The organism is Kitasatospora griseola (assembly GCF_044999035.1).
Lineage (GTDB): Bacteria > Actinomycetota > Actinomycetes > Streptomycetales > Streptomycetaceae > Kitasatospora > Kitasatospora griseola.
In genome coordinates this window covers 1,354,627-1,377,324 of record NZ_CP173360.1, presented here as the reverse complement: position 1 = coordinate 1,377,324, position 22,698 = coordinate 1,354,627, and the positions used below count along the sequence as shown (strand labels likewise).

The window sequence follows — 22,698 nt, the reverse complement described above, 5'->3', positions numbered from 1 at the left end:
GAGGGGCCGCCCGGCCGCTCAACTGTTAGGAAAGTTTCCTGATCTGACAGGGAATCAGTTCGCTCTGTCCGCGTCAAGACTCCGGGCCGGGCGGGCGGCATACTCCTCGGTAGCCCCGTTCCCCGCAACCCTCCGAGGAGCCCGCCCGATGGCCAGCACGCCCGAATCCGCCTCCCGTCGCCCCGACCCGCTCGACCTGCTCGGCGTCGACGAACTGCTCACCGACGACGAGCGGCTGATCCGCGACACGGTGCGCGCCTTCACCGACCGGCAGATCCGGCCGCACCTCGCCGACTGGTTCGAGCGCGGCACCTTCCCGGTTCGCGAGATCGCCCCCGAACTCGGCAAGCTCGGCGTCCTCGGCATGCACCTGGACGGCTACGGCTGCACCGGCTCCACCGCCACCGAGTACGGCGTGGCCTGCATGGAACTGGAAGCCGCCGACTCCGGGCTGCGCAGCTTCGTCTCGGTGCAGGGCTCGCTCGCCATGCGCTCCATCCACGCCTTCGGCTCCGAGGAGCAGAAGCTGCGCTGGCTGCCCGAGCTGGCCGCCGGACGGGCCGTCGGCTGCTTCGGCCTGACCGAGCCCGAGGTCGGCTCCGACCCGGCCGCGATGCGCACCCGGGCCCGGCGCGACGGCGCCGACTGGATCCTCGACGGCGCCAAGATGTGGATCACCAACGGCTCGGTCTCCGACGTCGCCGTGGTCTGGGCCGCCACCGAGGACGGCGTGCGCGGCTTCCTCGTCCCGCAGGGCGCCCCCGGGTTCACCGCCCGCGACATCCCCGGCAAGCTCTCCCTGCGCGCCTCCGTCACCAGTGAACTCGCCTTCGACGGCGTCCGGCTGCCCGCCGACGCGATGCTGCCCGACGCCCGCGGCCTGCGCGCCCCGCTGTCCTCGCTCGGCGAGGCCCGCTACGGCATCCTGTGGGGCACCGTCGGCGCCGCCCGCGACTGCTACCGGGCCGCCGTCGACTACGCCCGCGACCGCGAACAGTTCGGCCGCCCCCTCGGCGGCTTCCAGCTCACCCAGCAGAAGCTCGTCGACATGGCCCTGGAACTGGAGAAGGCCTACCTGGTCGCCGTCCGGATCGGCCGCCTCAAGGACGAGGGCCGGGCCCAGCCCGCGCACATCTCCTTCGGCAAGCTCAACAACGTCCGCACCGCGCTGGAGATCGCCCGCACCGCCCGCACCATCCTCGGCGCCAACGGCATCACCACCGCCTACCCCGTCCTGCGGCACGCCAACAACCTCGAGTCCGTCCTCACCTACGAGGGCACCTCCGAGATCCACACCCTGGTCCTCGGCGAGGCCATCACCGGCGAGTCCGCCTACCGCTGATATTCGCTGGTCACGGCCCCTGCGCCGCCCCTACGGTGGCGCCATGACGACGCAACAGCAGCCGACCACCACCCTCTGGCGCCCCACCGGCCCCGAGGAGCTGGCCCTGGTCGCCGCGTCCGGCTGGCGCGCCTGGCCGCCGCGGCTGCCCGAGCAGCCGATCTTCTACCCCGTCATGAACGAGGACTACGCGATCCGGATCGCCCGGGACTGGAACGTCCCGGCGTCCGGCGTCGGCTACGTCACCCGCTTCGAGGTCGAGACCGAGTTCCTGCAGCGCTACCCCGTCCAGCAGGCCGGCGGCCGGACCATCCTCGAACTGTGGGTCCCCGCCGAGGAGTTGGACGAGTTCAACCAGCACCTGGTGGGCACGATCCAGGTGGTCCACGAGTTCCGCTGAGCCCCCTCCGCCCGGGGCGGATCCCGCCGCGCCGAACGCCCACGGCCCGGTGGTCCTCGGCCGGCGGCGCCGCTGCGGCGGGGAGCGGGGTCCCCCTTGTGGGTGGGCCGGGGTCCGTCGGAAGTCGGGGGCCGGAGGCGGGGGGTCAGCCTCGGGGACGAGGAGGGTCGGTACCTGGTGCGCATGGTCGGTGGGGCGCGGCCCGGAGAGGATGGAAAGGACGGGACACGGGCGGGAGGGCAGGCGGAGATGGGCGGCGCGCGGCAGGCGACGGCGGTGGTGGTGGGGGGAGCGGCTGTTGCGGCGCTGATGGTGATGCTCGCGCCGGCCGCGATCCAGCAGGCCCAGGACCGGATGGACCAGACGCTGCGGTACCCGACGGGCGCCGCGGCCAAGGCGGAGGACAGCGGGGTGCCGACCTGGCTGCCGGACACGGCGCTGCGGATCGCGTTCCTGACGGACACCCGTGACGGCGACCGGCTGATCCGGGCCACGCTGCCGGACCGGGCGCTGCCGGCCGGGTGCACGGAGGGCCGGCCGGTCGGGACGGTCCACCTGCGGGCGCACTGGTTCCCCACCGACACCCCGCAGCGCGCCACCGCGCACTGCGGCCTGTACGACGTCGCGCTGGTCGGGGACCAGCTGTACGGCTGGCAGGACGCGGCCGTGGTGGCCAGCGCCCGGCCCGGCGGCGTGCCGGTCCGCTGAACGACGGGACCCGCCCTACCGGGCGGCCGGGCGGATGCGATAGGACGGTGCGCATACCCGCCACCCCTAGGAGCACCATGCCAGGCCCGACCGTCGAAGCCGACGGCGACCAGACCGTCCCCGCAGCCCCCGGCCGATCCGACACCGCGAACGGCAAGGCCCCGTTCGCGGCGGCCACCGTGGGCGTCCTGGGCAGCCTCGCCGCGCTCGGGCCGCTCACCACCGACCTCTACCTGCCGGCCCTGCCCGAGCTCACCGCGGACCTGCACTCCACCGCGCCCGCCGCCCAGTTGACCCTGACCGGCTCGCTGCTCGGCATGGCCCTCGGCCAACTGCTGTTCGGCCCGCTCAGCGACCGGATCGGCCGGCGCCGCCCGCTGCTGGCGGGTCTCGCCCTCTACACCGCGGCCAGCCTGATGTGCGCCCTCGCCGGCTCGATGCCGATGCTGGTCGCAGGCCGGGCCCTGCAGGGCGTGGCGGGCTCCGCGGGGCTGGTGATCGCCCGGGCGATCGTCCGCGACCGGCTCGAAGGCGTCCCGATGATACGTTTCCTCTCCACCATGGGCCTGATATCCGGCCTCGCCCCGATCCTGGCCCCCGTCGCCGGCGCCCAGCTGCTCCACGTCACCGACTGGCGCGGCACGTTCCTCGTCCTGGCCGTGCTCGGCGCGCTGCTCACCGTCGGCTCCGCGCTCGGCATCCGCGAGACCCTGCCGGCCGAGCTCCGCCACGGCGACGGCCTCGGCACCACCGTCCGCGCCATCGGCGGACTGCTGCGCGACCGCCCGTTCCTCGGCTACCTGCTCACCAGCACCTTCGCGTTCGGCGCGCTGTTCGCGTACGTCGGCGGCTCGTCGGTGGTGCTGCAGGACGTCTACCGGATCTCCCCGCAGACCTACAGCCTGGTGTTCGCCGTCAACTCGATCGCGCTGCTGGCCGTCACCCAGCTGAACGGCCGGGTGCTGGTGCAGCGCTTCCCCGGCCCGGTGCTGCTGGTCTCCGCGCTCTCCGTGGCGGTGGCGGCCGGGGTGGCCGTGGTGCTGTGCACCACGGTGTGGGACACCGGCCTGGCCGGGGTGTGGCCCGCGTTCGCGGTGCTGATGGGCTCGATGGGCGTGATCATGCCGAACGCCAACGGACAGGCCCTCACCATGGCCCCGCACGCCGCCGGTTCGGCGTCCGCGCTGCTCGGCACCGGCAGCTTCCTGTGCGGCTCGCTGGTCGCCCCGCTCAGCAGCGTCGGCGGCCACCCGTCCGCGACCGCCCTCGGCGTGATCGTGCTGGGCTGCTCGCTGCTGGCGCTGGTGTCCTTCCTGCCGCTGTACCGGACCAGGAGCTGACCGCAGACGCGGCCGCGCCCGGCCGGTGGCGAGGAGGAGCCACCGGCCGGGCGCGGGCGTTTCACCGGGAAGGCGTCAGGTGAGCTGCCGGGCGAAGCGTCAGGCGATGGAGAAGTCGTCGCCGTAGACCGCGCCCTGGCCGTACCAGCCGTGCAGGTAGACCGTGACGGTGCCGGAGGCGCCGGTGGTGAACGGGACGCTCACCTTGGTCCAGCCGGTGCCGTTGGCCCAGGTGGAGGCGGTGGCACCGCCGCTGACGCCGACGTAGGAGTACGGGCCCTGGACCCAGGCGGTCAGGGTGTACGCGTGGTTCGGGGCGAGGGTGACGGTCTGGTCGCACTCGCCGGTGGCGCCGGCGGTCGGGGTGACCTGGAGCGCCTTGGAGCCGCCGTGGACGGGGCTGCCGACGACGGCCGCGCCGCTCTGGCAGGTCCACGGGGCGAGGTTGCCGGTCTCGAAGTCACCGTTGACCAGGCCGGTGGGCGGGGTGACGCCGGTGACGGTCAGCGCGTAGGTCGCGGTGTGGGTCCGGCCCGCGCCGGTGCCGGTGACGGTCAGGGTGTAGGTGCCCGGGGCGGCGGAGGCGGTGGTGGCGATGTTCAGCGTGGCGGAGCCGCCGGCGGTGACGCTCGCCGGGCTGACGGTGGCGGTGACGCCGGCCGGAGCGCCGGAGACCGTCAGGCTCACGGTCTGGGCGGTGCCGGCGGTGACGGCCGTGTTGACGGTGCTGGTGGCGGAGGCGCCGGCCTGCACGCTGCCCGCGGCGGGGGAGAGCGCGAGGGAGAAGTCGGAGGCGGTGGTGCCGCCGGTGACGGTCAGGGTGTACGTCGCCGAGTGGGTGCCGCCGGCCCCGGTGCCGGTCACGGTCAGCGGGTAGCTGCCGTTCGGGACGGCCGCGGTGGTGGAGACGTTCAGCGTGGCGGAGTTGCCGGCGGTGACGGTGGAGGCGCTCAGCGAGGCGCTGATGCCGGCCACCGGGACGGTGGACACCGACAGGTTGACGGCCTGCGCGGAGCCGGAGGTGACGGCCGTGTTGATGGTCGCCGAGGTGGACGCGCCCGCCGTGACCGAGCCGGTGGCCGGGCTCAGCGCGACCGAGAAGTCGTTCGCCGGGGTGGTCGAGCTGGTGAACTGCGAGAAGATGTGGCTGAAGTCCCACTTGTTCTGCGCGATGCCCGAGCAGTCGTCACGGCCGCCGGTGCCGGCGCAGCCGCCGTTGTCGCGCTGCAGCGCCCAGAAGGACAGCGTGTTGATGCCCTTGGAGACGGCCCAGTTGTAGACCGTGGTGGCGTTGGCGACGGTGAAGGTCTCGGCGGCGCCGAAGTCGTCGATGCCGGGCATCTCGGTAATGCCGATCATGCCCCAGATCTGGGCGGAGGTCTTGCTCGGGTAGAGCTTCGCCAGCTGGTTGTACAGGCCCTGCGCGGAGGTCTGGGTGTCCGCGGCCATGTCGTGCGGCTGGTTGTCGTAGTAGTCGAACGTCATCATGTTGACGACGTCGATGCGCGCGTTGTTGGTGACCGCGTTCTTCAGCACCGCGAGGCCGCTGGAGGCCAGGCCGCTGGTGGTGGTCGGCAGGGTGTAACTGAACTGGATGGAGCGGCCGTTGGCGGCGGCCCAGTCCTCGACGATCTTGATCGCCTTGTTGCGGCGGTCGATGCCCGCGGTGTTGGTCAGCGAGTTGTCCTCGATGTCCAGGTCGATCCGGGAGACGTCGTAGGTGGTGATGACGTTCTGGAACTGGGCGGCGATCTGGTTGACGTCGGTGCACGAGTCGGCGATCTCGGTGCCCGTGTTGTCGGCGGTGTAGCCGCCGAAGGACGGGATCACGTCGCCGCCGCCCGCGCGGATGGTGGCGATGTCGGCGCCGAAGGTCGAGTTGGACACCGGCATCGAGGTGTCGCCGTTCCACAGCGCGGTGCAGCTGCCCTTGGCGGCGGTCTGCAGGAAGGCCATGGTGAGGTGCTTGACACCGGACTGGGAGGCCAGCGCGGCCGGGCTCTCGCCCGTCCAGGACTCGAAGTACGGGGCGAAGACCCGCTGCGGCAACGGGGTGGCGGCCTGCGCGGGGGCGGAGATCAGCCCCAGCGAGGCGGCCGCCATCGCGCCCGTCGCGAGCAGCGCTTGGAGTGGTCGGTGAAGGCGCATCGAGGCTCCATCAGGCATGGGAGGATGGCCTCGTGCCGCAGTTCGGGCACGGGGCAAGGGTGTTCGGCCTGGTGCAGGGAGTGCCGGGGTGGTGCGGGGCGTACGAAGCCCCGGCCGGTGGTCACACCCCCACGATGCGTTCCGGTCGGGAAAAACAACGCTCCCATGGTTGGTCTGGACCACTCATCTGTCAAGACTCCTAACTGTCCGTCCCACCAGGTGTCCTGACACGCCGTCGGCCCCGCACCCGGGACAGCGGGGTGCGGGGCCGACGGGCAGTGCGGGGTCAGTTCAGGCCGTTGGTCTTCAGCCAGTCCTTGGCGACCGCCGACGGGTCCTCCTTGTCCACCGCGACGCGCTTCATCAGCGCCGTCAGCCCGGCGGTGTCGAGCCTCGCCGAGACCGCGTTCAGCGCGGCCGTCCCGGTGGCGTCCAGGCCCGCCTTGTTCACCAGCGGGGTGACGTTCTGCGAGCTGAACAGGTTCTTCGGGTCGTTCAGCGACACCAGCTTCAGCTGGACGATCTTCGGGTCGGTGGTGAACACGTTGCCGACCTGGACGGTGCCGTCCTTGAGCGCGTTGGCGGTGGTGTCGGCGGTGGGCTTCCACTCCTTGAAGGTCAGCCCGTACGCGTCCTTGAACTGCTGCTCGCGGCGCGACTTGAACTCCGGCGGGCCGCCGATCACCAGGTCCTGCGCCTTGCCCGCGAGGTCGGCGATCGACTTCACGCCCAGCCGGTCGGCGGTCTCCTGGGTGACCGTCAGCGAGTCCTTGTCCTCGGCCGCCGCGGAGTCCAGGATCCCCAGCCCGGCCGGCAGCTTCGCCGCCAGCTCGGTGTTCACGGCGTCCTTGCCGGTCGCCGTCGACTTGGCGTCCAGGTAGCCCAGCAGGGCCCCGTTGTACTCCGGCAGCACCGTCAGCGCGCCGGACTGCAGCTGCCCGTACAGCACCTCGCGGCTGCCGATGTTGAACTTCTCCTCGACCTTCACGCCCTTGGCCTGCAGCGCCTGCGAGTAGATCGACGCCAGCAGCACGTTCTCCGGGAAGTTCGCCGAGCCGACCACCACGGTCTTCCCTGAACCCCCCTGCGCGGCGGGGGACTTCGCGGCCAGTGGGTCGCCCCCGCCGGAGGAGGAGCAGGCCGCCGCGCCGAGCATCAGCACGGCGACGGCGACGGCGGTTCGGACCGGACGGGTCGTCATATGGATTCCTTCGAAAGTGCGGGGGAGCCCGCGGGTTCGTCAACATGGGCGGTGCGCGCGCCGCGTGGCGTCGCGTACCGGATGAGCAGGGCGAACAGCAGTTGGACGGCGACGGCCAGCAGCACCACCAGCAGGGCGCCGCCGACGGTGGTGGGGAAGTCGCGGGTGGCGAGGCCGTCGATGACGTAGCGGCCCAGGCCGCCGAGGCCGACGTAGGCGGCGACGGTGGCGGTGGCGATCACCTGGACGGCCGCGGTGCGGGCGCCGGCCAGCAGGGTGGGCAGCGCGGCGGGCAGGCACACCTGGAAGAGCGTCTGCGGGTGCGTCAGGCCGATGCCGCGGGCCGCGTCGCGGACGTCCGGATCGGAGCCGCGGATGCCCTCGGCGGTGGCCACCAGCAGCGGCGGCGCGGCCAGCGCCGTCAGCGGGAGCAGCACCGCGGTGTCGCCGACGCCCGCGAGCAGCACCGCCAGCGTGACCAGGCCCAGGGTGGGCAGCGCGCGGGCGATGCCGGTCAGCGCCGTGACCAGGAACAGGCCGCGCCCGGTGTAGCCGATCAGCAGGCCCAGCGGCACCGCGAGCAGGGTGGCCAGGAGGAGCGCCTCGGCGGAGAACGCCAGGTGCTCCAGGACGCGGTCGAGGATCGAGTCCGGCCCGCTCCGGTGCGCGGGGTCGGCGAAGAAGTCGTGCAGCCAGCCGAACCAGTTCACCGCGCCACCCCCGTCGCCCACGGCGCGAGCAGGCGGCGGGCCGCGACCAGCAGCAGGTCGCAGACCAGCGCCAGCAGCGCCACCAGTACGATCCCGGCCAGGATCGGGGTCGGGAAGGTCCGCTGGAAGCCGTCCACGAACAGGTAGCCGAGGCCGCCCCGGCCGATCAGTGCGCCGACCGCCGCCAGCGAGATCGAGGAGACCGCCGCGACCCGCAGACCCGCTATCAAGTACGGCACGGCGGCCGGGAGTTCGACGGCGGCCAGCCGGTGCCACGGCCCGTAGCCCATCGCCGTGGCGGCCTGCCGCACCGGCTCCGGCACCGCGCGCAGCCCGTCCACCGTGGTCGGCAGCAGCACCGCCAGCGCGTAGAACGTCAGCGGCACCATCACCGTCTCCCGGGTGGCCAGCCCGGTGTACGGGATCAGCACCACGAACACCGCCAGCGAGGGCAGCGCGTACACCACGTTGAACACCGCCGCGAGCGGCTGGTACAGCCGCGGCCAGCGGGTGCAGGCCAGGCCCAGCGGCACCGCCAGCAGCAGGCCGATCAGCACCGGGACGAGCGCGATCACCGCGTGGTCGCCCGTCAGGCCGGCCAAGTAGCCCAGGTGGTCGCCGAGCCAGTGCCAGCGGACCAGCGGCTCACCGTCCAGCATGGTTCACCTGCGCCCCCGAGCCGTGCGCCCCGGATTCGTGCGCGTCGGATGCGGGCGGTCCCGAGTCGTGCGCGTCGGGCTCCTGCGTCCCCGGCGCGGCGAGTGCGGCCACCACGGCGGCCCGGCTCGCGGTGCCGATCGCCCGGCCGTCGGCGTCCACCGCCACGGCGTGGCCGGACGGGGACAGCACCGCCGCGTCCAGCGCCGAGCGCAGGGTGTCCCGCGCCGGGGCGAACACCGGCACCGGGTGGCGCTGCCCGTCGTGCAGCCAGTGCTCCGGGCGGCCGTCCTGATCGAGCGTCAACTGCCAGCCGTCGTGGACCGGTTCGAGCTTCGCGAGCGGGACGTCGGCGGCCGGACGCAGGCCCAGGCCGCGCAGGCCCCGGTCGCGGCCCAGGAAGGCGGCCACCCCGGCGTCCGCCGGAGCGGTCAACAGGGTGTGCGGATCCGCGAGTTGGGCGATCTCGCCGTGCTCGCGAAGCACCACCACCCGGTCGCCGAGCCGGACCGCCTCCTCGATGTCGTGCGTCACGAACAGCACCGTCTTGCCCAACTCGGCCTGCAGCCGCAGCAGTTCCTCCTGCAGCCCGGCGCGCACCAGCGGATCGACCGCGCTGAACGGCTCGTCCATCAGCAGCACCGGCGGGTCCGCCGCCAACGCCCGTGCCACGCCCACCCGTTGCTGCTGGCCGCCGGAGAGCTGCGCCGGGTAGCGGCGGGCGGTCTCCGGCGGCAGGCCGACCAGCTCCAGCAGTTCGGCGGCCCGGGCCCGGGCCCGCTTGCGGTCCCAGCCGAGCAGCCGGGGCACCGTCGCCACGTTGTCGATCACCCGGCGGTGCGGGAACAGCCCGGCCTGCTGGATGACGTATCCGATGCCGCGCCGCAGCTGCGCCGCCGGCAGGGTGGCGACGTCGGTGCCGTCCAGCAGGACCCGGCCGCCGGTCGGCACCACCATCCGGTTGACCATCCGCAGGATGGTGGTCTTGCCGCAGCCGGACGGGCCGACCAGGACCGTGGTGCGGCCCGCCGGTACGTCGAGGTCCAGGCCTCGGACGGCAACCGTGCCGTCGGGGTGGCGCTTGGCGGCGCCCTCGAATCTGATCACGGAAGGGTCCTAGCGATGGCCGAGCGGATTATCGAACACTGATCTGAATACGTCTGTCCGGCTTCCCGGGTCGCGATCACCGCAAACCTTGATCCACCGAACGGGTGGGCAGGCCGGCCGCGGCCCAGGCCACGAACCCGCCGGCCAGGTCCGTCGCCCGGAACAGCCCCAACTCCCTTAGTGAGGCGGCCGCGAGAGAGGAGGCGTAGCCCTCCGAGCAGACTACAATCCACGGCACGTCGTGTCCGGTCGCCTCGGGAATTCGGTGACTGCCCGTAGGGTCGAGCCGCCACTCCAGCACGTTGCGTTCGATGATCAGCGCCCCCGGAATCTCACCCTCCCGGGCGCGCTGTGCCGCCGGACGGATGTCCACCAGCCGGGCCCCGGCCGTCACCGCCGCCCACGCCTGCTCCGGCCCGGGCCGCTCCATCCCCTCGCGGGCCCGCGCCACCAACTGGTCCACCGTCGTCACCACTGCTCCGGTCCTTCCGTCGCCGTGCGCACCAGGCCGCCGGCCCGCAGCTCGTACCGGGACATCCGCGCCAGCGGCGGCGAGTACGCGTGCAGCGTCACCGCGGGCCCCGGCGAGGTGTTGCGCACATCGTGCAGGTACTGCGGCCCGAACGCCCGCTCGGTGCCCGCGGTCAGTCGGCGCACCGTCAGGCCGTGCTCCGGGCCGGCCAGCGCCAGCTCCTCCAGCTCGCCCAGCGCGACCGTGAACGCCCCGCGCGAGCCGCCGTGGTCGTGGAACCCCGTCGACTGGCCCGGCAGCCAGCTGATCAGCCACACCTCGTAGTCCTGGGCCAGCTCCAGCCGCTCGTACCAGCGGTCCTCGCCGGACAGCCGCACCCGGTGCAGCCAGCGTTCCGGGCGTTCGGCCAGGTCGCGGACGAGGCGGCGCAGCGCGTTCGGCGACAGCGGTGGGCGGGCGGATCCGGCCTCCGGGGGTGCGGGGGCGGCGAGATCGGTGGGCATGGCTCTCCTCCGGATGTGCCGCGACGGCCGTCACCGGGGAACGGCGGGCGGCGGGCGGCGGGAACGGGACGGCAGGGCGCACCGCCGAACGGGCGGATGCGGGTGCTGCGGGGGTTTGCGGCAGGGCCCGGTTCAACTCACGGGGATGCGCGCGGAGGTCAGGCGGGGAAGGTCAACAGGCACACATGTCGCTCGCCTGGCGTCGCAGATCGACGTGCAGGCGGCAGACCAGGAAGGTGCCGGAGTTCATGCCGCCGATGCTTCACGACCCGGTGGCGGCGCGTCAAGTTCCGCCACGCAGGCGATCGAACGGTGGACGATTCCGTCTCGCCAGCCGGGCATTCGAGCGTCCGGGCATGCGGGCGGACGGGCGTGCGGGCGGACGGGCCGACGGCCCGCGCTCCGGGGAGAGTGCGGGCCGTCGGGGTTCTCGACGTGGCTCAGTTGTCCTGACCGGCGTTGTCGTCGGCCTGGGCGGCGGCGCTGTCCGCCGCGTCCACCTTCTGCTGCATCTGCTGGACCTGCGCGCTGTCCGGGCCGTCGGCGGGTGCGGCGGTCGGGCCGCAGGCCGTCAGCAGGGCCGCCGCGGCCAGCGTGAGCGCCGCCAGGGCGGCCGTGGCGGCGGGGCGGCGGGTCACTTGGCCGCCGCCGGGGCGTTCTTCGCGCACCAGTCCGCGACCGACTTCAGGTCCGCCTTGCGGGTGTCCAGGGTCGACACCAGGCTGCGGCGGACCGTCAGGCGGTCGTTCAGGTACTTCTCGATCTCGGGGTGGCCGGCCTTCTTGGCGCTGTCGACCCGCTGCTCCAATCGGGCGACCGACCCGTTCACGGTCGCGTCCCCGTGCAGGCGGGTGAGCGCCTTGTCGATCCGCTCCTCGGTCTTCGGCAGCCGCTTGCAGATCGCCTTCGCCCCGTCGCCCTTCGGCGCCGTCCCGCTCGCCGCCTGCGCGGGCCCCGCCGCCAGCAGTGCGCCCGCCAGCGCGAGCACCCCGGCCGCCGCGACCGTCCGGTTGATCCGCATGGCACTCCCCTTCCCACTACCTCACGGCCGGACCGCCCGGCCGTGCAGGCGACCGTACGGGCGCTTCTTGTGGAAACCCTGTGGAACCTCGGCCGGACTACCCGGCCGGCTGCTCCGGCGCGCCCAACCAGGCGCGCGGAGCCGGGAGTTCCGGGGTCGGAGCGTGGTCGCGGAGCAGCGGGAGGCGGACTTCGAAGCGGCAGCCGGGAGAGTCGGGGCGGGTGGTGGCGGTGGCGGAACCGCGGTGCAGGGCGGCCTGCTGGGCGACCAGGGTCAGGCCGAGGCCGGAGCCCGGGCTGTCCGGGCGGCGGTGGAAGCGCCGGAAGACGGCGGCGCGGTCGGCGGGCGGGATGCCCGGGCCCCGGTCGTCGACGGTGAGCCGCGCGGCGGCGCCCTCGATCCGCAGCCGGACGTCCACCTCGGCGGGAGCGTCGCCGCTGCGCCCGTGCACGGCCGCGTTGCCGAGCAGGTTGTCGAGCAGGATGCGCAGGCCCGCGTCCCAGCCGAACACCCGGGCCTCCGGAGGGAGTTCGGTGCGGAAGACGGTCTGCGGGTGGCGGCGTCCGGCCTCCGCGACGGCGGCGTCCACCAGCTCGGCGAGATCCACCGGGCCGAACGCCGAAACCTCCACCAGGTCGCCCCGGGCCAGCGTCGACAGTGCGCTCAGCAGGTCCACGGTGCGGGCGTGGTCCTGCTGCAACTCGGCCAGGATCTCGGCGCGTTCGGCCTCCGGCAGGTCCGGGTGCGCGGACAGCACGTCCAGGTTGGTGCGCAGGCTCATCAACGGGGTGCGCAGCTCGTGCGAGGCGGCGGAGGAGAACGACCGCGCGGTGTCCAGGGCGTGCGCGGTGCGGGCCGCCTGCTCGTCGTAGCGGGACAGCAACAGGGCGATCGCGCCCGAGAGTTCGTCCACCTCGGCGGTGCCCGTGCGGGTGTGCGCGAACACCGCGTGGCCGGTCCGCGGGTCCAGCACGGCCGCCCGGCGGCCCAGGCGGCGCAGCGGCAGCGTCGCCCGCTCGGCCAGCCCGAAGGCGATCAGCCCCGAGAGCGGCGCGGCCAGCAGCGCCACCAGCAGCACCCGCCGCCGCACCGCTCGCAGTTCCTCCGCCGGCGCACCGGCCGGGGCGAGCACCCAGAGCGTGCCGGCGGTGGCCCCGCTGTTCACCTTCACGGTCAGGACGCGCCAGGACGCGCCGCCCTGGCGGACCGTCACGGTGCCGCCGGAGGGCAGGAGCTGCGGGTCGGCGGGCTGCGATCCGGCCGAGAGCAGGACGGTGCCGTCGGCGGCGGCGACCCGGACGCCCGCGTCCAGGGCGGCGTCCAGCACCTTGCGCTGCTGGTTCTGCTCGGCCTTCGGGCGGCCCTTGGTGTCGGCCGTCAGCAGGGCCCGCGCGTTCGGGAGCAACGCGGCCGCCCGGTCGTTCAGTTGGGTGTCCTGACGGCGGTGCAGATCCGCGTTGACCAGCGGCAGCAGCAGGGCCGCGGCGGCCGCCACCAGCAGCGGCACCAGCAGGGCGGCGCCCAGGGCGATCCGGGTGGAGAGCTTCACCGGCCGCCGCCCTCGCCGGGCTCGGGCGCGCGCAGGACGAAGCCCACCCCGCGCACGGTGTGGATCAGCCGGGGCCGGCGGCCGGACGCCTCCAACTTGCGGCGCAGGTATGAGACGAAGGTGTCCACGGCGTCGCTGCGCACCTCGAAGTCGTAGCCCCAGACCCGGTCCAGCAGCAGTTCGCGGGAGAGCACGATGCCCGGGTTGCGAGCGAACTGGGTGAGCAGCTCGAACTCGCGCCGGGTGAGCCGGAGTTCCTCGTCCTCCCAGAACGCCTCGCGGGTCCCGGGGTCGATCCGCAGCGGGCCTGCTCGGAGCAGGTCGGACGGCTGGGGCGGGCGGCGGCGCAGCAGCGCGTGCAGGCGGAGCACCAGCTCCTCCAACGCGAACGGCTTGACCAGGTAGTCGTCCGCGCCGGCCTGCAACCCGGCGACCCGGTCGGCGAGTTCGTCCAGCGCGGACAGCATCAGCACCGGGGTGTCGTCCCCCCGGGCCCGCAGCGTCCGGCACACCTCCGTGCCGGACAGCCCGGGCAGCCCGACATCGAGGACCACGACGTCCGGCGGCCCGTCCGCGAGCCGGGCGAGCGCGGCGGTCCCGTCCTCGGCGAGGGACACGGCGAACCCGCTCAGCCGCAGTCCCCGCTCCAGACTCCGCCGGATCGCCGCATCGTCGTCGACCACCAAGACCCGCCCGCCCACCCGGCCACCTCCGCTCCAGCCGCACCCTGCAAGGGCACCGACTTTCGCACAGCCGGACGAGGAGCAGGCGGTCGGGGGTTACGACTCGTCGTGCCAGGAGAACGCGGATATCCGCCAGCCGTCGGGGGTGCGGACGAACTGGAAGGTCTTGGTGCCGCCGCCTTCGTAGGGTTCGCCGTTCAGCAGGCCGGACTTGCGGTACCCGCCGATGCGGCAGGCGACGCTGCCGGCGACGTCGGTGTGCTCGCTGGTCTCCCACTCGTGGAACTCGGTCAACCGGCCGTCGGAGAGCAGCTGTTCGCGCGGGCCGATGAACTCTTCGAGGCTGTAGGTGAGGTACTTCGGCTCGGCGACCGTGATGACGGAGCCGGGGAGCATCAGGCGGCGCAGGCGGGCGACGTCGGCGGGGCGGCCGTCGCGGTTGTCGAAGGCGTCGAAGAACTCGGCGGTCAGGCGGTCGAGTTCGGCCTTGACCTCGGGAAGCGGAAGCGGAAGCGACATGATCGGAACAGTAACATTGCACTGCCCGTCCGCGGGTGGAGAACAGCGGACGGGCCCGTCGAAGTGACGGGCGAGGTTCTGCAGCCTGGCGCCGTCGGCGGCGTCCTCGTGCACGGTGACGCTGTGGGTGACGGTGACGGAGGCACCGGCGGCCGGCGGGCCGGACCAGGTGATGCTGCCGTTCTGGGCGACGGCGCCGCCGGTGATGGACGCCGGATCGAGGGTCGCGTCGTCCAGCACGTCGGTCAGGTTGTCGGTGAACGACGCCGGGTTGGCGTCCGTGCAGTCGATCAGACCCGTGTTGTGGACGGTGACGGTGTAGGTCACCCGGTCGCCGGGGCCGACGAACTGAGGGGACTCGACCGAAGCGCTCTTGGCGATGGTGAACGACGGCGGGAGCGTGCCCGTCGGGCAGGCGGTGGAGGTCGCGGCGTTGTTGGTCAGGTCCGGGTCGGGCTCGTTGCCGAGGACCGTCGTGGTGTTGGCGATGCCGTCGGTGGCGCAGTCGGTGCCCGCCTCGTGGGCTGACGAACCGGCAAGTACAGGACATAAGGGCCGAACGAGGGCATGTCAGTGAAAGGTAAATACGATTGCAGGGCCGTCGGGGCGGGGCGAGAATCCGCTGCATGAGCTCTGTGATTCGCCACGTGACCATTGACTGCCTCGACGCCTACACCCTCGGGTCCTTCTGGGCGGAGGTGCTCGGCCAGCCGCTGCACGCCGAGGACTTCCCCGGCGACCCGCAGGCCCTGATCGAGGGCGCGGGCCTGCTGTTCGTGGCCGTCCCGGAGCCGAAGGCCGGCAAGAACCGGCTGCACTTCGACCTCCAGCCGCAGGACCGCACCCGGGACGAGGAGGTCGCCCGGCTGCTCGGCCTGGGTGCGAAGCTGGTCGACGACCGGCGCAACGCCGACGGCACCGGCTGGGCCGTGCTGGCCGACATCGAGGGCAACGAGTTCTGCGTGGAGCGCAGCAAGGCGGAGCGCGAGGTCTGACGCGACGGCGGCGGGCCGGGGCGCCCCGCCGATCCGGGCCGAATCCTTTTCGGCGGTCGCCCCCTCTTACGGGCACACCCACCGGCGGACGGCCGCCGGCGGCGACAGCTCGGAGGAATCCCATGATGGTGGCCCTGGTCATCGGCGCCGGCGCAGTGCTGGTCTGCACCTGCGCGTTCGTGCTCAAGTCGAAGCGGGGCAAGCGTGGTTGAGACGGCCTGGCCCGCCGAGGAGGTGATCGCCGCGGCCCGCTGCGGCGACCCGGCCTCGATCGACGCGCTGGTGGCGGGCACCCACCCGAAGGTGCGGCGGTTCGCCCACTCGCTGTGCGCCAGTCCCGAGGACGCGGAGGACGCCGCGCAGGAGGCGCTGATCATCCTGTACCGGCGGATCGGCATGCTGCGGGCCAGCGGCGCCCTCGCCTCCTGGCTGTTCCGGATCGTCCGCAACGAGTGCCTGCGGCGGATCCGCGTGCTGCCCGCCGCACCCGGGGCGCCGGCCGAACCGGCGGACTCCGCCGAGCAGGAGGCGCTGCGGCGGCTGGACGGCGAACGGGTCGCCGTGGCGATCGCCGCGCTGCCCGACGACCAGCGGCGGGTGCTGATCATGCGCGACCTGCAGGGCCACGGCGGCCGGGCGGTCGCGGAGGCGCTCGGACTGAGCACCGCCGCGATGAAGTCCCGGCTGCACCGGGCCCGAGCGGCCGTCCGGGCCGAACTCGGGGGCCCACGATGAGCGGACGACCCGGACAACCCGACTTCGCCGCCCCGACCCTGACGCGTCATCTGCTGCGCGGCGGACTCGGCTTCGGCGCGATCGCCGCCGCGTTCGCCCTGCTGCCCCTGGCCGGACCCGCCGCCCTGCTGCTGGCCCCCCTCGGGCTGGTCGCGCTGCGCGGCTGCCCGATGTGCTGGGCGATCGGCCTGGCCCAGGCGCTCTCCCGGGGGAGGCTGCAACGGCAGTGCCGGGACGGGCAGTGCACGCTCACGCGGGTGTGAGCGGCCGCACATGAGGGCCGCCGGGCCGATCGTCGCACGAGTCGGCCGGGCGGGGGAACGGCCGCCGGTTCTGCGCCCTCCGTCGGGGACGGTCGACCAGACTTCGTCACGTCGATCGCCCCCGAACGGCGGAGGAGCCAGCCGTCATGAGCCCAGCCACCGCGCACCGCGCCTCGACCGGGCCACTGGCCGAACTGCTCGCCCGGACACCCGCCCCGGCGCCGCACCCGCACACCGAGGCGCTGCGCTCCGAACTCGCCCACTGGCTCACCGCCACCGGCGTCCTGGATGCGGCCACCGCCACTGCCTTCCTCGACCGGGGCCATCTGGACCTCGCCGCCCGCAGCTGGGGCGACGTCCCCGCCGGACCCGGACTGCGGGCCGCAACCAAGTGGCTGGTGCTCACCCGGATCCTCGACGAGCACCTCGACGGCCACGACGACACGGCCCGGCGGACGGTCGGCGCCCTGCAGGCGCTGACCGCCACCGGCCACGTCCCGGGCGCGCGGACCGCGCCGGACGGTGCGGAGCCGCCGCTGGTCCGGGCCTTCGAGGAGCTCCGGCGGGACAGCGCGACGCTCGCCGGGTCCGACTGGCAGGCCCGCTGCGCCGCCGACTTCCGCTCCCACCTGGACAGTTCGCTCGACCGGCTGGAGGCCGCCGACACCGCTCCGACCGTCCCGCAGTACCTCACCCACGGCGGCCGCGACGGCGCGGGCCGCTGCGCGGCCGGCTGGGTGGAACTCGCCCACGGCCTCGACCTGCCCGACGACCTCCACCGTCACCCGCAGCTCACCGACCTGCTGACGCGCTTTCAGCACCTGGTCCGCTGGATCGGCGACCTCGGCCCCGCCGGCCCGGCCACCGGTCGGAGCCTGCTGCGCGCCCTGGAGGTCCACCGCGGACTGCCGCCGCACCTCGCGGCCGCGAAGGTCGCCGACCTGTGCGCCGCCGAACTGACCACGCTGGAATTCCTCGCCGACGGCATCGCCCGCGGCTCCCACTGGCCCACCCGGGTCCGCCGCCACGCCCAGGGGTTGGTGCGCCACGTGCACGCCCTGATCCACTGGACGGCGGGCGCCGACGGCAGGCAGGCCGGAACCTGACGGAGCGTCAGGCGGACTCGTCGAGAAGCAGCGCCAGGACGCCCACCAGCGTGGCGCTGCTGACGATCTCGCGGCGGGCCACCAGGTCGCGCAGCTCCGCCAGCGGCACCCAGACGACTCGGTCGGACTCGTTCTGCTCGGTCGGCGGCCCGGTGAACTCCACCGGGTCGGCGCGGAACACGAAGTGCTCGGAGTCGGTGATGCCCGCGGCGGGCTGCGCGTAGATCAGCGGGCGGACGTCCGACACCCGCCAGCCGGTCTCCTCCAGCGCCTCGCGGGCCGCCGCGGCCGCCGGGTCCTCACCCGCCTCGACCAGGCCCATCGGCAGCTCCCACGCCCAGGTGTCGGTGATGAACCGGTGCCGCCACAGCATCAGCACCTCGCGGCGGTCGTTCACCACCGCCGCCACCGCGAGGTGGCGCAGCTTGACCACGTGGTGCTCGAAGCGCTGCCCGTCCGGCAGTTCGACGTCCGCGACCCACACGTTCAGCCACGGATCCTGGTACACCGGACGCTCCCCGTACACCTTCCACCGCACCCCGCCACCCCTCTCGTCCCCCGGACGCTACCGCAGCCGGCGCCCGCCGCGGCCGGAACCGAACGATTGTGCCGTTCGTCCTTGTCAGGGACAGGCACGACGGGATTGGCCCTCGTGGCGCAGGGCAGGAGAACGGCATGGGCATCGTCAGTTGGATCATCCTCGGGCTCCTCGCCGGAGCCGTCGCCAAGCTGCTGCTTCCCGGCAAGGACCCGGGCGGCATCATCATCACCACGCTGATCGGCATCGCCGGCTCGTTCATCGGCGGCTGGCTGTCCTCGAAGATCCTGCACAAGTCGGTCAACGTGCACTTCTTCGACCTGCCGACCTGGATCTCCGCGATCGCCGGAGCGCTCGTCCTGCTCATCGTCTACCGGCTGCTCTTCGGCAAGTCCCGCGACTGACCGACCGCCTGACGGACCGCCATCAGGGCGCCCCGGCCGAGGAATTCGGCCGGGGCGCCCTGCGTTGTGCGCCTCACAGCGCAGGCAGCGGCTCCTGCGCGGCCAGCCAGGCGGCCGGAACGCCCACGACCCCGGTACGGGCGGCGACCACCCCCGCGGCGACGGCGCAGGTGGTGTCCATGTCGCCCCAGCCGGAGACGGTGTGCCAGAGCGCCTCGACCAGGTCGTCTAGGTGGCCGGCGGCGGACCACAGCGCGAACGGCACGGTGTCCTGCGCCGAGACCAGGTGGCCGGAGCCGAGCACCACCGCGGCGTGCCGGACACTGGCCCCGGCCGGCAGCCGCGCGGCGATCCGCAGGCCGGACCGCACCTCGGACTCCGGCAGCAGCGCCGCCACCTCCCGCAGGAACTCCGCCCGGGACGCCGCCGCACCGCCGCGCGAGCGGACCGCCAGCGCCGCCGCCAACGCGACCGCCTGCGCCCCTGCCACCGCCTCCGGGTGCGCATGGGTGGCCCGGGCCGAGCGCTCGGCCTGCTCGGCGACCACCCCGAGGTCGTCCGCGAACCACGCGCCCAGCGGCGCCACCCGCATCGCCGCGCCGTTGCCGTGCGAGCCCTGCCCGCCGAACAGCGCGCCGGTGACGGCGAGATGGTCCTCGCCCGCGTGCACCGCGCGCAGCACCTGATGCATCGACGGCCCGTACTTGCGGTGCGGCACCGCCAGGTACTCGGCCGCGAACTCCCGGGCCAGCGCGGCCGGTTCGACCTCGCCCCGGCACCGCAGGTGACGCGCCAGGACGAGCGCCATCGCGGTGTCGTCCGTCCAGTACCACGGCCCCGGCCGCACCAGCCGCCCCGCGACCTCCGCCGACGCCTCGTCCACCGGCGGATGGAACCACCGGTCGCCGAAGGCATCGCCCAGCGCCAGACCGTGCAGGCTGTCGAGGGCGGGCGGCGGGACGGGAAACATGACGACTCCTCGGAACGGCGGGCCCGCCGATTCTGGCCGCCCGCCCCGCCTCCCGTCGAGCCGATTTCCCACTGGTGCCGAAGGGTGATCCGGTCTCATCCATCGGACGGGATTCGCTCGATCGTGAGCGATTCGTGCTGCTGATTCGCCCTCGCGGGTTCAAGGTGGGAGACGGGCGCACTCGAAAGATCGCGCCCCGCTCGCCGCACCCGGCCAGGGTCCGTGGCCGCTCCCCGGCCTCGACGACGGGTCGAGCGGCGAGAACGCGGACGGCGGACACCTCGCAGGGAACTGATCGAATCTTCTAGGCTCGCTTCCCGGTCCCTGCCACGGCTGCTCGTCCGCACCGCGGAACAGAGACCGACCTTCCCGGACCCCGGGCCGAGCCGGGGTCACGGACCGAGCGAGGAGGACACAGTGCTGCCCAGCCCCACATCGCACCGGACACCACGACCGAGCCCCAAGCCGCAACAGATCCCGCCGACACCCGTCCCGGCCATACCTCCCAGTGCCCCGCGCCCCACCGGGGGTGAACAGTGAGCCGCCATACCGTGGCCCCCGAGCCACATCCCGCCACACCCGCGACACCCGCCGCACCCGCCACGGCCGACGAACCGCCCACCACCGCACCGGCGTTGGCCACCGCCGCACTGCCGGGCCTGCCCCGCACCCTGACCAGCAGGGCCCGCACCCTCACCGCCGCCGTCCGCAAGCGCTGCGCGGATCTCGCCCGGATCGAAACCCCGTCCGGCGACGCGCCCCGGCTGAACACCCTCGCCGAAGAACTCGCCGCCGGCTACACCGCCACCGGCGCCACCGCCACCCGCGACAGCTGCGCCCACGGCGACCACCTGGTCCTCAACTGGCCCGGCCGGCACGAAGAGCTGCCGCACCTGCTGGTGGTCGGCCACCACGACACCGTCTGGCCCGTCGGGACCCTCGCCGACTGGCCCGTCGAGGAACAGGACGGGCGCCTCACCGGCCCCGGCATCCTCGACATGAAGGGCGGACTCGCCCTGTTGGAAGGCGCGTTCGCGCTCCTCGCCGACCTCGGCCAACGCCCGCACCGACCGGTGCGGATGATCGTGGTCTCCGACGAGGAGGTCGGCAGCCCCGACGGCCGCCGCCTGTTCGAGCAGCACCTGCGCGGCGCGGCCGCCGTCCTCGGGCTCGAACCCGCCCACCCCGACGGCCGACTCAAGACCGCCCGCCGCGGCACCGCGAGAGTCCGGCTCACCGTCACCGGACGCGAGGCGCACTCCGGCAACGACGCCGCCGACGGCATCTCCGCGATCGACGAGCTCGTCGACCAACTCGTCGCCGTCCGTGGCCTCACCCGGCAGCCCGGCACCGAACTCAACACCGGACGCATCGGCGGCGGCACCCGCGCCAACGTCGTCGCCGGCCGCGCCGAAGCCGAGATCGGACTGCGCTTCGTCACCACCGAGGCCCAGCGCCGCACCCTCGACACGCTCGCCCACCTGACCGCGAACCGGCCCGGCGCGAACGTCCGCACCGAAGTCCTCTCATCCCGCCCCGCCTGGCCCGAACGCTCCGCCAACCCCCTGCTGCGCCACGTCCGCTCACTCGCCGCCGCCCTCGGCCACCACCTCGACGGCGCACCCGCCGGCGGAGCGGGGGACACGAACCTGGCCGGCGCGAGGGGTCTGCCGACCCTGGACGGCCTCGGCGCGGTGGGCGCGGGGCCGCACGCCCGCCACGAGCACCTGCGGATCGACCAACTGGGGCCGCGGATGGCGTTGTTGGCGGCGTTGCTGGCGGTGCCGCTTCCGCGACTTCGCTGAGCGAGCACACAGACAGGGGCGCGTGGGGCACCTCCCGGCCTGCCCCACGCGCCCCTGGTTCGCCACCTGCCCCGCCCTGGTGGTGCTTACTTGGCCAGCGGGGCCAAGGTGCCCGGGTAGAGGTACTGGTTCGCGGGGATCGTCGTTCCGTGGGCCCAGGCGTCGAAGAAGCCCGTGAGGTTCTGGCCGGACACCTGTGCGGCCAGGGCCTCGAACTGCGGGAAGGAGGCGTTGCCGTAGGCGTGGTCGGCGGTCCAGCGGCGCAGGGTGGTGAAGAAGGCGTCGTCGCCGACGGTGCGGCGCAGGGCGTGGAGCATCAGGGAGCCCTTGAAGTAGAGGGCGGAGTCGAGCTCCTTGCCCGCGCCGGGGTCGTAGAGCTTGGTGGACCAGTAGGCGGGGCTGTCCTTGTTGGCGGCGAGTTCGAAGGCGTAGAAGCCGGTGTCGAGGTCGCTGCCCTTGTGCTCCTCCCACAGCTGGTTGGCGTACTGGGCGAAGCACTCGGCGAGGCAGCCGTCGCGCCAGTCGGTGAACGAGACGCTGTCGCCGAACCACTGGTGGGCGTTCTCGTGGACGACCGACATGTCGAAGATGGCTCCGCTGTAGGTGGGCCGGCTCTGCGTCTCCAGGGCGACCGGGCCGTGGCCGGGGTCCTTGGGCATGCCGACCACGATCGCGCCCGCGGAGGAGAACGGGTAGGGGCCGAACTTCGAGGCCAGGAAGGCCAGGATGTCCTGCTGTTCGGCCTCGGCGGCCGGGTCGATCGTGGCGTCCGGACTGTAGGCCGTGATGACCGGTGTGCCGTCGGGCAGTTGGGCGCGGTGGACGGTGAAGCGGTCGATGGCGACGGTGCTGAGGTACGTCGCCATCGGGCGGTCCTCGTTCCACCGGAAGGTCGTGGTGCCGCGGGCGGTGGTGGTCGGCCCGGGCCGGCCGTTGCCGATCGCGGTCCAGCCGTCGGGGACCGTCGCGGTGAGTGCGAAGGTGGCCTTGTCGGACGGGTGGTCGTTGGACGGGTACCAGGAAGTCGCGGAGTGCGGTTCGCCCGCGACGTTCGCGCCGCCGTCGGCCAGCGTGTGCCAGCCCTCGGCGTCGGGCTTCCCCGCGTACTTCACCCGGACGGTGAAGGTGGCGCCCCCGGCGAGCCGTCGGGCCGGGACGATGTCCAGCTTGTGCTCGCCGGAGCGCGAGAACGACCGCGCCGGTGCGCCGTTCACGGTGACCGAGGCGACCGTGAAGCCCTTCAGGTCGAGGCTGAGGCGGTCCAGCGGGCGGGTGGCCCGGGCGGTGACGGTGGTGTCGCCGTCCAGGTGGTCCGTGCGGGCCGGGTCGTAGGCGATCCGGACGTCGTAATGTGCCACGTCGTAGCCGGAGTTGCCGTCGTCGGGGAAGTGCGGGTCGATGCCGCCGGTCGCCGCCGAGGCGGGCAGCGCGGTCAGGGCGACGCCGATGGCGGTGGCGGTCGCGAGGGTGGTGGCGGTGCGGCGGCGGGTCGTCGGTCGGGTGCGCATCTGGGTCTCCTCGG

General features: G+C 73.6%; 25 protein-coding genes. 10 read left to right on the top strand and 15 right to left on the bottom strand.

The window, feature by feature from the left end; genetic code table 11:
• Window positions 1-148 precede the first annotated feature (148 nt).
• From ACI1MP_RS06595 to ACI1MP_RS06580, 4 genes are all read left to right on the top strand, one after another.
• A complete protein-coding gene (locus tag ACI1MP_RS06595) occupies window positions 149-1,342 on the top strand; it encodes an acyl-CoA dehydrogenase family protein (protein WP_404867999.1) in 1,194 nt (397 codons plus the stop codon).
• A gap of 43 nt (window positions 1,343-1,385) precedes the next feature.
• On the top strand, window positions 1,386-1,742 hold the full coding sequence (locus tag ACI1MP_RS06590) for a hypothetical protein (RefSeq protein ID WP_380332994.1): 357 nt from the start codon (window positions 1,386-1,388) through the stop codon (window positions 1,740-1,742).
• 249 nt (window positions 1,743-1,991) lie between these two features.
• Window positions 1,992-2,450, top strand: coding sequence for a hypothetical protein (locus ACI1MP_RS06585; RefSeq protein WP_380332993.1), 459 nt, complete (start codon window positions 1,992-1,994; stop codon window positions 2,448-2,450).
• 77 nt (window positions 2,451-2,527) lie between these two features.
• The gene (locus ACI1MP_RS06580) at window positions 2,528-3,790 is read left to right on the top strand and encodes a multidrug effflux MFS transporter (protein WP_404867998.1); all 1,263 of its coding nucleotides are present in this window, start codon (window positions 2,528-2,530) and stop codon (window positions 3,788-3,790) included.
• 99 nt (window positions 3,791-3,889) lie between these two features.
• Here ACI1MP_RS06580 and ACI1MP_RS06575 read toward each other — a convergent pair whose 3' ends face one another.
• From ACI1MP_RS06575 to ACI1MP_RS06520, 12 genes are all read right to left on the bottom strand, one after another.
• Entirely contained in the window at window positions 3,890-5,938 is a 2,049-nt protein-coding gene (locus ACI1MP_RS06575) for a carbohydrate binding domain-containing protein (RefSeq protein WP_404867997.1), read from the bottom strand.
• Window positions 5,939-6,224: 286 nt separating this feature from the next.
• Window positions 6,225-7,139 (bottom strand): ABC transporter substrate-binding protein, encoded by a 915-nt coding sequence (locus ACI1MP_RS06570; protein WP_404867996.1) that lies wholly within the window; start codon window positions 7,137-7,139, stop codon window positions 6,225-6,227.
• The gene (locus ACI1MP_RS06565; RefSeq protein ID WP_404867995.1) at window positions 7,136-7,870 is read right to left on the bottom strand and encodes an ABC transporter permease; all 735 of its coding nucleotides are present in this window, start codon (window positions 7,868-7,870) and stop codon (window positions 7,136-7,138) included. The genes ACI1MP_RS06570 and ACI1MP_RS06565 overlap by 4 nt, the downstream gene beginning before the upstream one ends.
• On the bottom strand, window positions 7,846-8,508 hold the full coding sequence (locus tag ACI1MP_RS06560; RefSeq protein ID WP_100587791.1) for an ABC transporter permease: 663 nt from the start codon (window positions 8,506-8,508) through the stop codon (window positions 7,846-7,848). The genes ACI1MP_RS06565 and ACI1MP_RS06560 overlap by 25 nt, the downstream gene beginning before the upstream one ends.
• The gene (locus tag ACI1MP_RS06555) at window positions 8,495-9,613 is read right to left on the bottom strand and encodes an ABC transporter ATP-binding protein (RefSeq protein ID WP_404867994.1); all 1,119 of its coding nucleotides are present in this window, start codon (window positions 9,611-9,613) and stop codon (window positions 8,495-8,497) included. The genes ACI1MP_RS06560 and ACI1MP_RS06555 overlap by 14 nt, the downstream gene beginning before the upstream one ends.
• A 76-nt stretch (window positions 9,614-9,689) precedes the next feature.
• The gene (locus tag ACI1MP_RS06550; RefSeq protein WP_369880233.1) at window positions 9,690-10,088 is read right to left on the bottom strand and encodes a rhodanese-like domain-containing protein; all 399 of its coding nucleotides are present in this window, start codon (window positions 10,086-10,088) and stop codon (window positions 9,690-9,692) included.
• Window positions 10,082-10,588, bottom strand: a complete 507-nt coding sequence (locus ACI1MP_RS06545; RefSeq protein WP_100587793.1) for a cysteine dioxygenase family protein — start codon at window positions 10,586-10,588, stop codon at window positions 10,082-10,084. Before ACI1MP_RS06545 ends, ACI1MP_RS06550 begins: the two co-directional genes overlap by 7 nt.
• 440 nt (window positions 10,589-11,028) lie before the next feature.
• Window positions 11,029-11,226 (bottom strand): hypothetical protein, encoded by a 198-nt coding sequence (locus tag ACI1MP_RS06540; protein ID WP_100587794.1) that lies wholly within the window; start codon window positions 11,224-11,226, stop codon window positions 11,029-11,031.
• Window positions 11,223-11,609, bottom strand: a complete 387-nt coding sequence (locus tag ACI1MP_RS06535; RefSeq protein WP_404867993.1) for a hypothetical protein — start codon at window positions 11,607-11,609, stop codon at window positions 11,223-11,225. The genes ACI1MP_RS06540 and ACI1MP_RS06535 overlap by 4 nt, the downstream gene beginning before the upstream one ends.
• 97 nt (window positions 11,610-11,706) lie before the next feature.
• Complete coding sequence (locus tag ACI1MP_RS06530; protein ID WP_404867992.1) at window positions 11,707-13,158, bottom strand: sensor histidine kinase; 1,452 nt, start codon at window positions 13,156-13,158, stop codon at window positions 11,707-11,709.
• The gene (locus ACI1MP_RS06525; protein ID WP_380332983.1) at window positions 13,155-13,859 is read right to left on the bottom strand and encodes a response regulator transcription factor; all 705 of its coding nucleotides are present in this window, start codon (window positions 13,857-13,859) and stop codon (window positions 13,155-13,157) included. The genes ACI1MP_RS06530 and ACI1MP_RS06525 overlap by 4 nt, the downstream gene beginning before the upstream one ends.
• A gap of 78 nt (window positions 13,860-13,937) precedes the next feature.
• Window positions 13,938-14,741 (bottom strand): hypothetical protein, encoded by an 804-nt coding sequence (locus ACI1MP_RS06520; RefSeq protein ID WP_404870769.1) that lies wholly within the window; start codon window positions 14,739-14,741, stop codon window positions 13,938-13,940.
• A 245-nt stretch (window positions 14,742-14,986) separates the two neighbouring features.
• On the opposite strand from ACI1MP_RS06520, the gene ACI1MP_RS06515 reads away from it, so the two are divergent.
• The 4 genes from ACI1MP_RS06515 to ACI1MP_RS06500 all read left to right on the top strand — a co-directional run bounded on the left by ACI1MP_RS06515 (window position 14,987) and on the right by ACI1MP_RS06500 (window position 17,459).
• The gene (locus tag ACI1MP_RS06515; RefSeq protein ID WP_043911031.1) at window positions 14,987-15,355 is read left to right on the top strand and encodes a VOC family protein; all 369 of its coding nucleotides are present in this window, start codon (window positions 14,987-14,989) and stop codon (window positions 15,353-15,355) included.
• Window positions 15,356-15,559: 204 nt separating this feature from the next.
• Entirely contained in the window at window positions 15,560-16,090 is a 531-nt protein-coding gene (locus ACI1MP_RS06510; protein WP_404867991.1) for an RNA polymerase sigma factor, read from the top strand.
• Window positions 16,087-16,353, top strand: coding sequence for a hypothetical protein (locus tag ACI1MP_RS06505; protein ID WP_380332980.1), 267 nt, complete (start codon window positions 16,087-16,089; stop codon window positions 16,351-16,353). Before ACI1MP_RS06510 ends, ACI1MP_RS06505 begins: the two co-directional genes overlap by 4 nt.
• Window positions 16,354-16,499: 146 nt before the next feature.
• Window positions 16,500-17,459, top strand: a complete 960-nt coding sequence (locus ACI1MP_RS06500; RefSeq protein WP_404867990.1) for a terpene synthase family protein — start codon at window positions 16,500-16,502, stop codon at window positions 17,457-17,459.
• A gap of 7 nt (window positions 17,460-17,466) precedes the next feature.
• On the opposite strand, the gene ACI1MP_RS06495 is transcribed toward ACI1MP_RS06500, so the two are convergent.
• Complete coding sequence (locus tag ACI1MP_RS06495; RefSeq protein WP_404867989.1) at window positions 17,467-17,997, bottom strand: NUDIX hydrolase; 531 nt, start codon at window positions 17,995-17,997, stop codon at window positions 17,467-17,469.
• 137 nt (window positions 17,998-18,134) lie between these two features.
• On the opposite strand from ACI1MP_RS06495, the gene ACI1MP_RS06490 reads away from it, so the two are divergent.
• On the top strand, window positions 18,135-18,401 hold the full coding sequence (locus ACI1MP_RS06490; RefSeq protein ID WP_100587805.1) for a GlsB/YeaQ/YmgE family stress response membrane protein: 267 nt from the start codon (window positions 18,135-18,137) through the stop codon (window positions 18,399-18,401).
• A 73-nt stretch (window positions 18,402-18,474) separates the two neighbouring features.
• On the opposite strand, the gene ACI1MP_RS06485 is transcribed toward ACI1MP_RS06490, so the two are convergent.
• A complete protein-coding gene (locus tag ACI1MP_RS06485; RefSeq protein WP_404867988.1) occupies window positions 18,475-19,371 on the bottom strand; it encodes an ADP-ribosylglycohydrolase family protein in 897 nt (298 codons plus the stop codon).
• Window positions 19,372-20,006: 635 nt separating this feature from the next.
• Here ACI1MP_RS06485 and ACI1MP_RS06480 point away from each other — a divergent pair.
• The gene (locus ACI1MP_RS06480; RefSeq protein ID WP_229847832.1) at window positions 20,007-21,176 is read left to right on the top strand and encodes a M20 family metallopeptidase; all 1,170 of its coding nucleotides are present in this window, start codon (window positions 20,007-20,009) and stop codon (window positions 21,174-21,176) included.
• Between the two features lie 86 nt (window positions 21,177-21,262).
• On the opposite strand, the gene ACI1MP_RS06475 is transcribed toward ACI1MP_RS06480, so the two are convergent.
• Window positions 21,263-22,684 (bottom strand): M1 family metallopeptidase, encoded by a 1,422-nt coding sequence (locus ACI1MP_RS06475; protein ID WP_404867987.1) that lies wholly within the window; start codon window positions 22,682-22,684, stop codon window positions 21,263-21,265.
• Between the last annotated feature and the right edge of the window lie 14 nt (window positions 22,685-22,698).

Bases quoted from the DNA above. Each gene is read 5' to 3' on its own strand.
- ACI1MP_RS06595 (WP_404867999.1), top strand. From the start codon at position 149: ATGGCCAGCACGCCCGAATCCGCCTCCCGTCGCCCCGACCCGCTCGAC.
- ACI1MP_RS06590 (WP_380332994.1), top strand. From the start codon at position 1,386: ATGACGACGCAACAGCAGCCGACCACCACCCTCTGGCGCCCCACCGGC.
- ACI1MP_RS06585 (WP_380332993.1), top strand. From the start codon at position 1,992: ATGGGCGGCGCGCGGCAGGCGACGGCGGTGGTGGTGGGGGGAGCGGCT.
- ACI1MP_RS06580 (WP_404867998.1), top strand. From the start codon at position 2,528: ATGCCAGGCCCGACCGTCGAAGCCGACGGCGACCAGACCGTCCCCGCA.
- ACI1MP_RS06575 (WP_404867997.1), bottom strand. From the start codon at position 5,938: ATGCGCCTTCACCGACCACTCCAAGCGCTGCTCGCGACGGGCGCGATG.
- ACI1MP_RS06570 (WP_404867996.1), bottom strand. From the start codon at position 7,139: ATGACGACCCGTCCGGTCCGAACCGCCGTCGCCGTCGCCGTGCTGATG.
- ACI1MP_RS06560 (WP_100587791.1), bottom strand. From the start codon at position 8,508: ATGCTGGACGGTGAGCCGCTGGTCCGCTGGCACTGGCTCGGCGACCAC.
- ACI1MP_RS06545 (WP_100587793.1), bottom strand. From the start codon at position 10,588: ATGCCCACCGATCTCGCCGCCCCCGCACCCCCGGAGGCCGGATCCGCC.
- ACI1MP_RS06535 (WP_404867993.1), bottom strand. From the start codon at position 11,609: ATGCGGATCAACCGGACGGTCGCGGCGGCCGGGGTGCTCGCGCTGGCG.
- ACI1MP_RS06515 (WP_043911031.1), top strand. From the start codon at position 14,987: ATGAGCTCTGTGATTCGCCACGTGACCATTGACTGCCTCGACGCCTAC.
- ACI1MP_RS06505 (WP_380332980.1), top strand. From the start codon at position 16,087: ATGAGCGGACGACCCGGACAACCCGACTTCGCCGCCCCGACCCTGACG.
- ACI1MP_RS06500 (WP_404867990.1), top strand. From the start codon at position 16,500: ATGAGCCCAGCCACCGCGCACCGCGCCTCGACCGGGCCACTGGCCGAA.
- ACI1MP_RS06490 (WP_100587805.1), top strand. From the start codon at position 18,135: ATGGGCATCGTCAGTTGGATCATCCTCGGGCTCCTCGCCGGAGCCGTC.
- ACI1MP_RS06485 (WP_404867988.1), bottom strand. From the start codon at position 19,371: ATGTTTCCCGTCCCGCCGCCCGCCCTCGACAGCCTGCACGGTCTGGCG.
- ACI1MP_RS06475 (WP_404867987.1), bottom strand. From the start codon at position 22,684: ATGCGCACCCGACCGACGACCCGCCGCCGCACCGCCACCACCCTCGCG.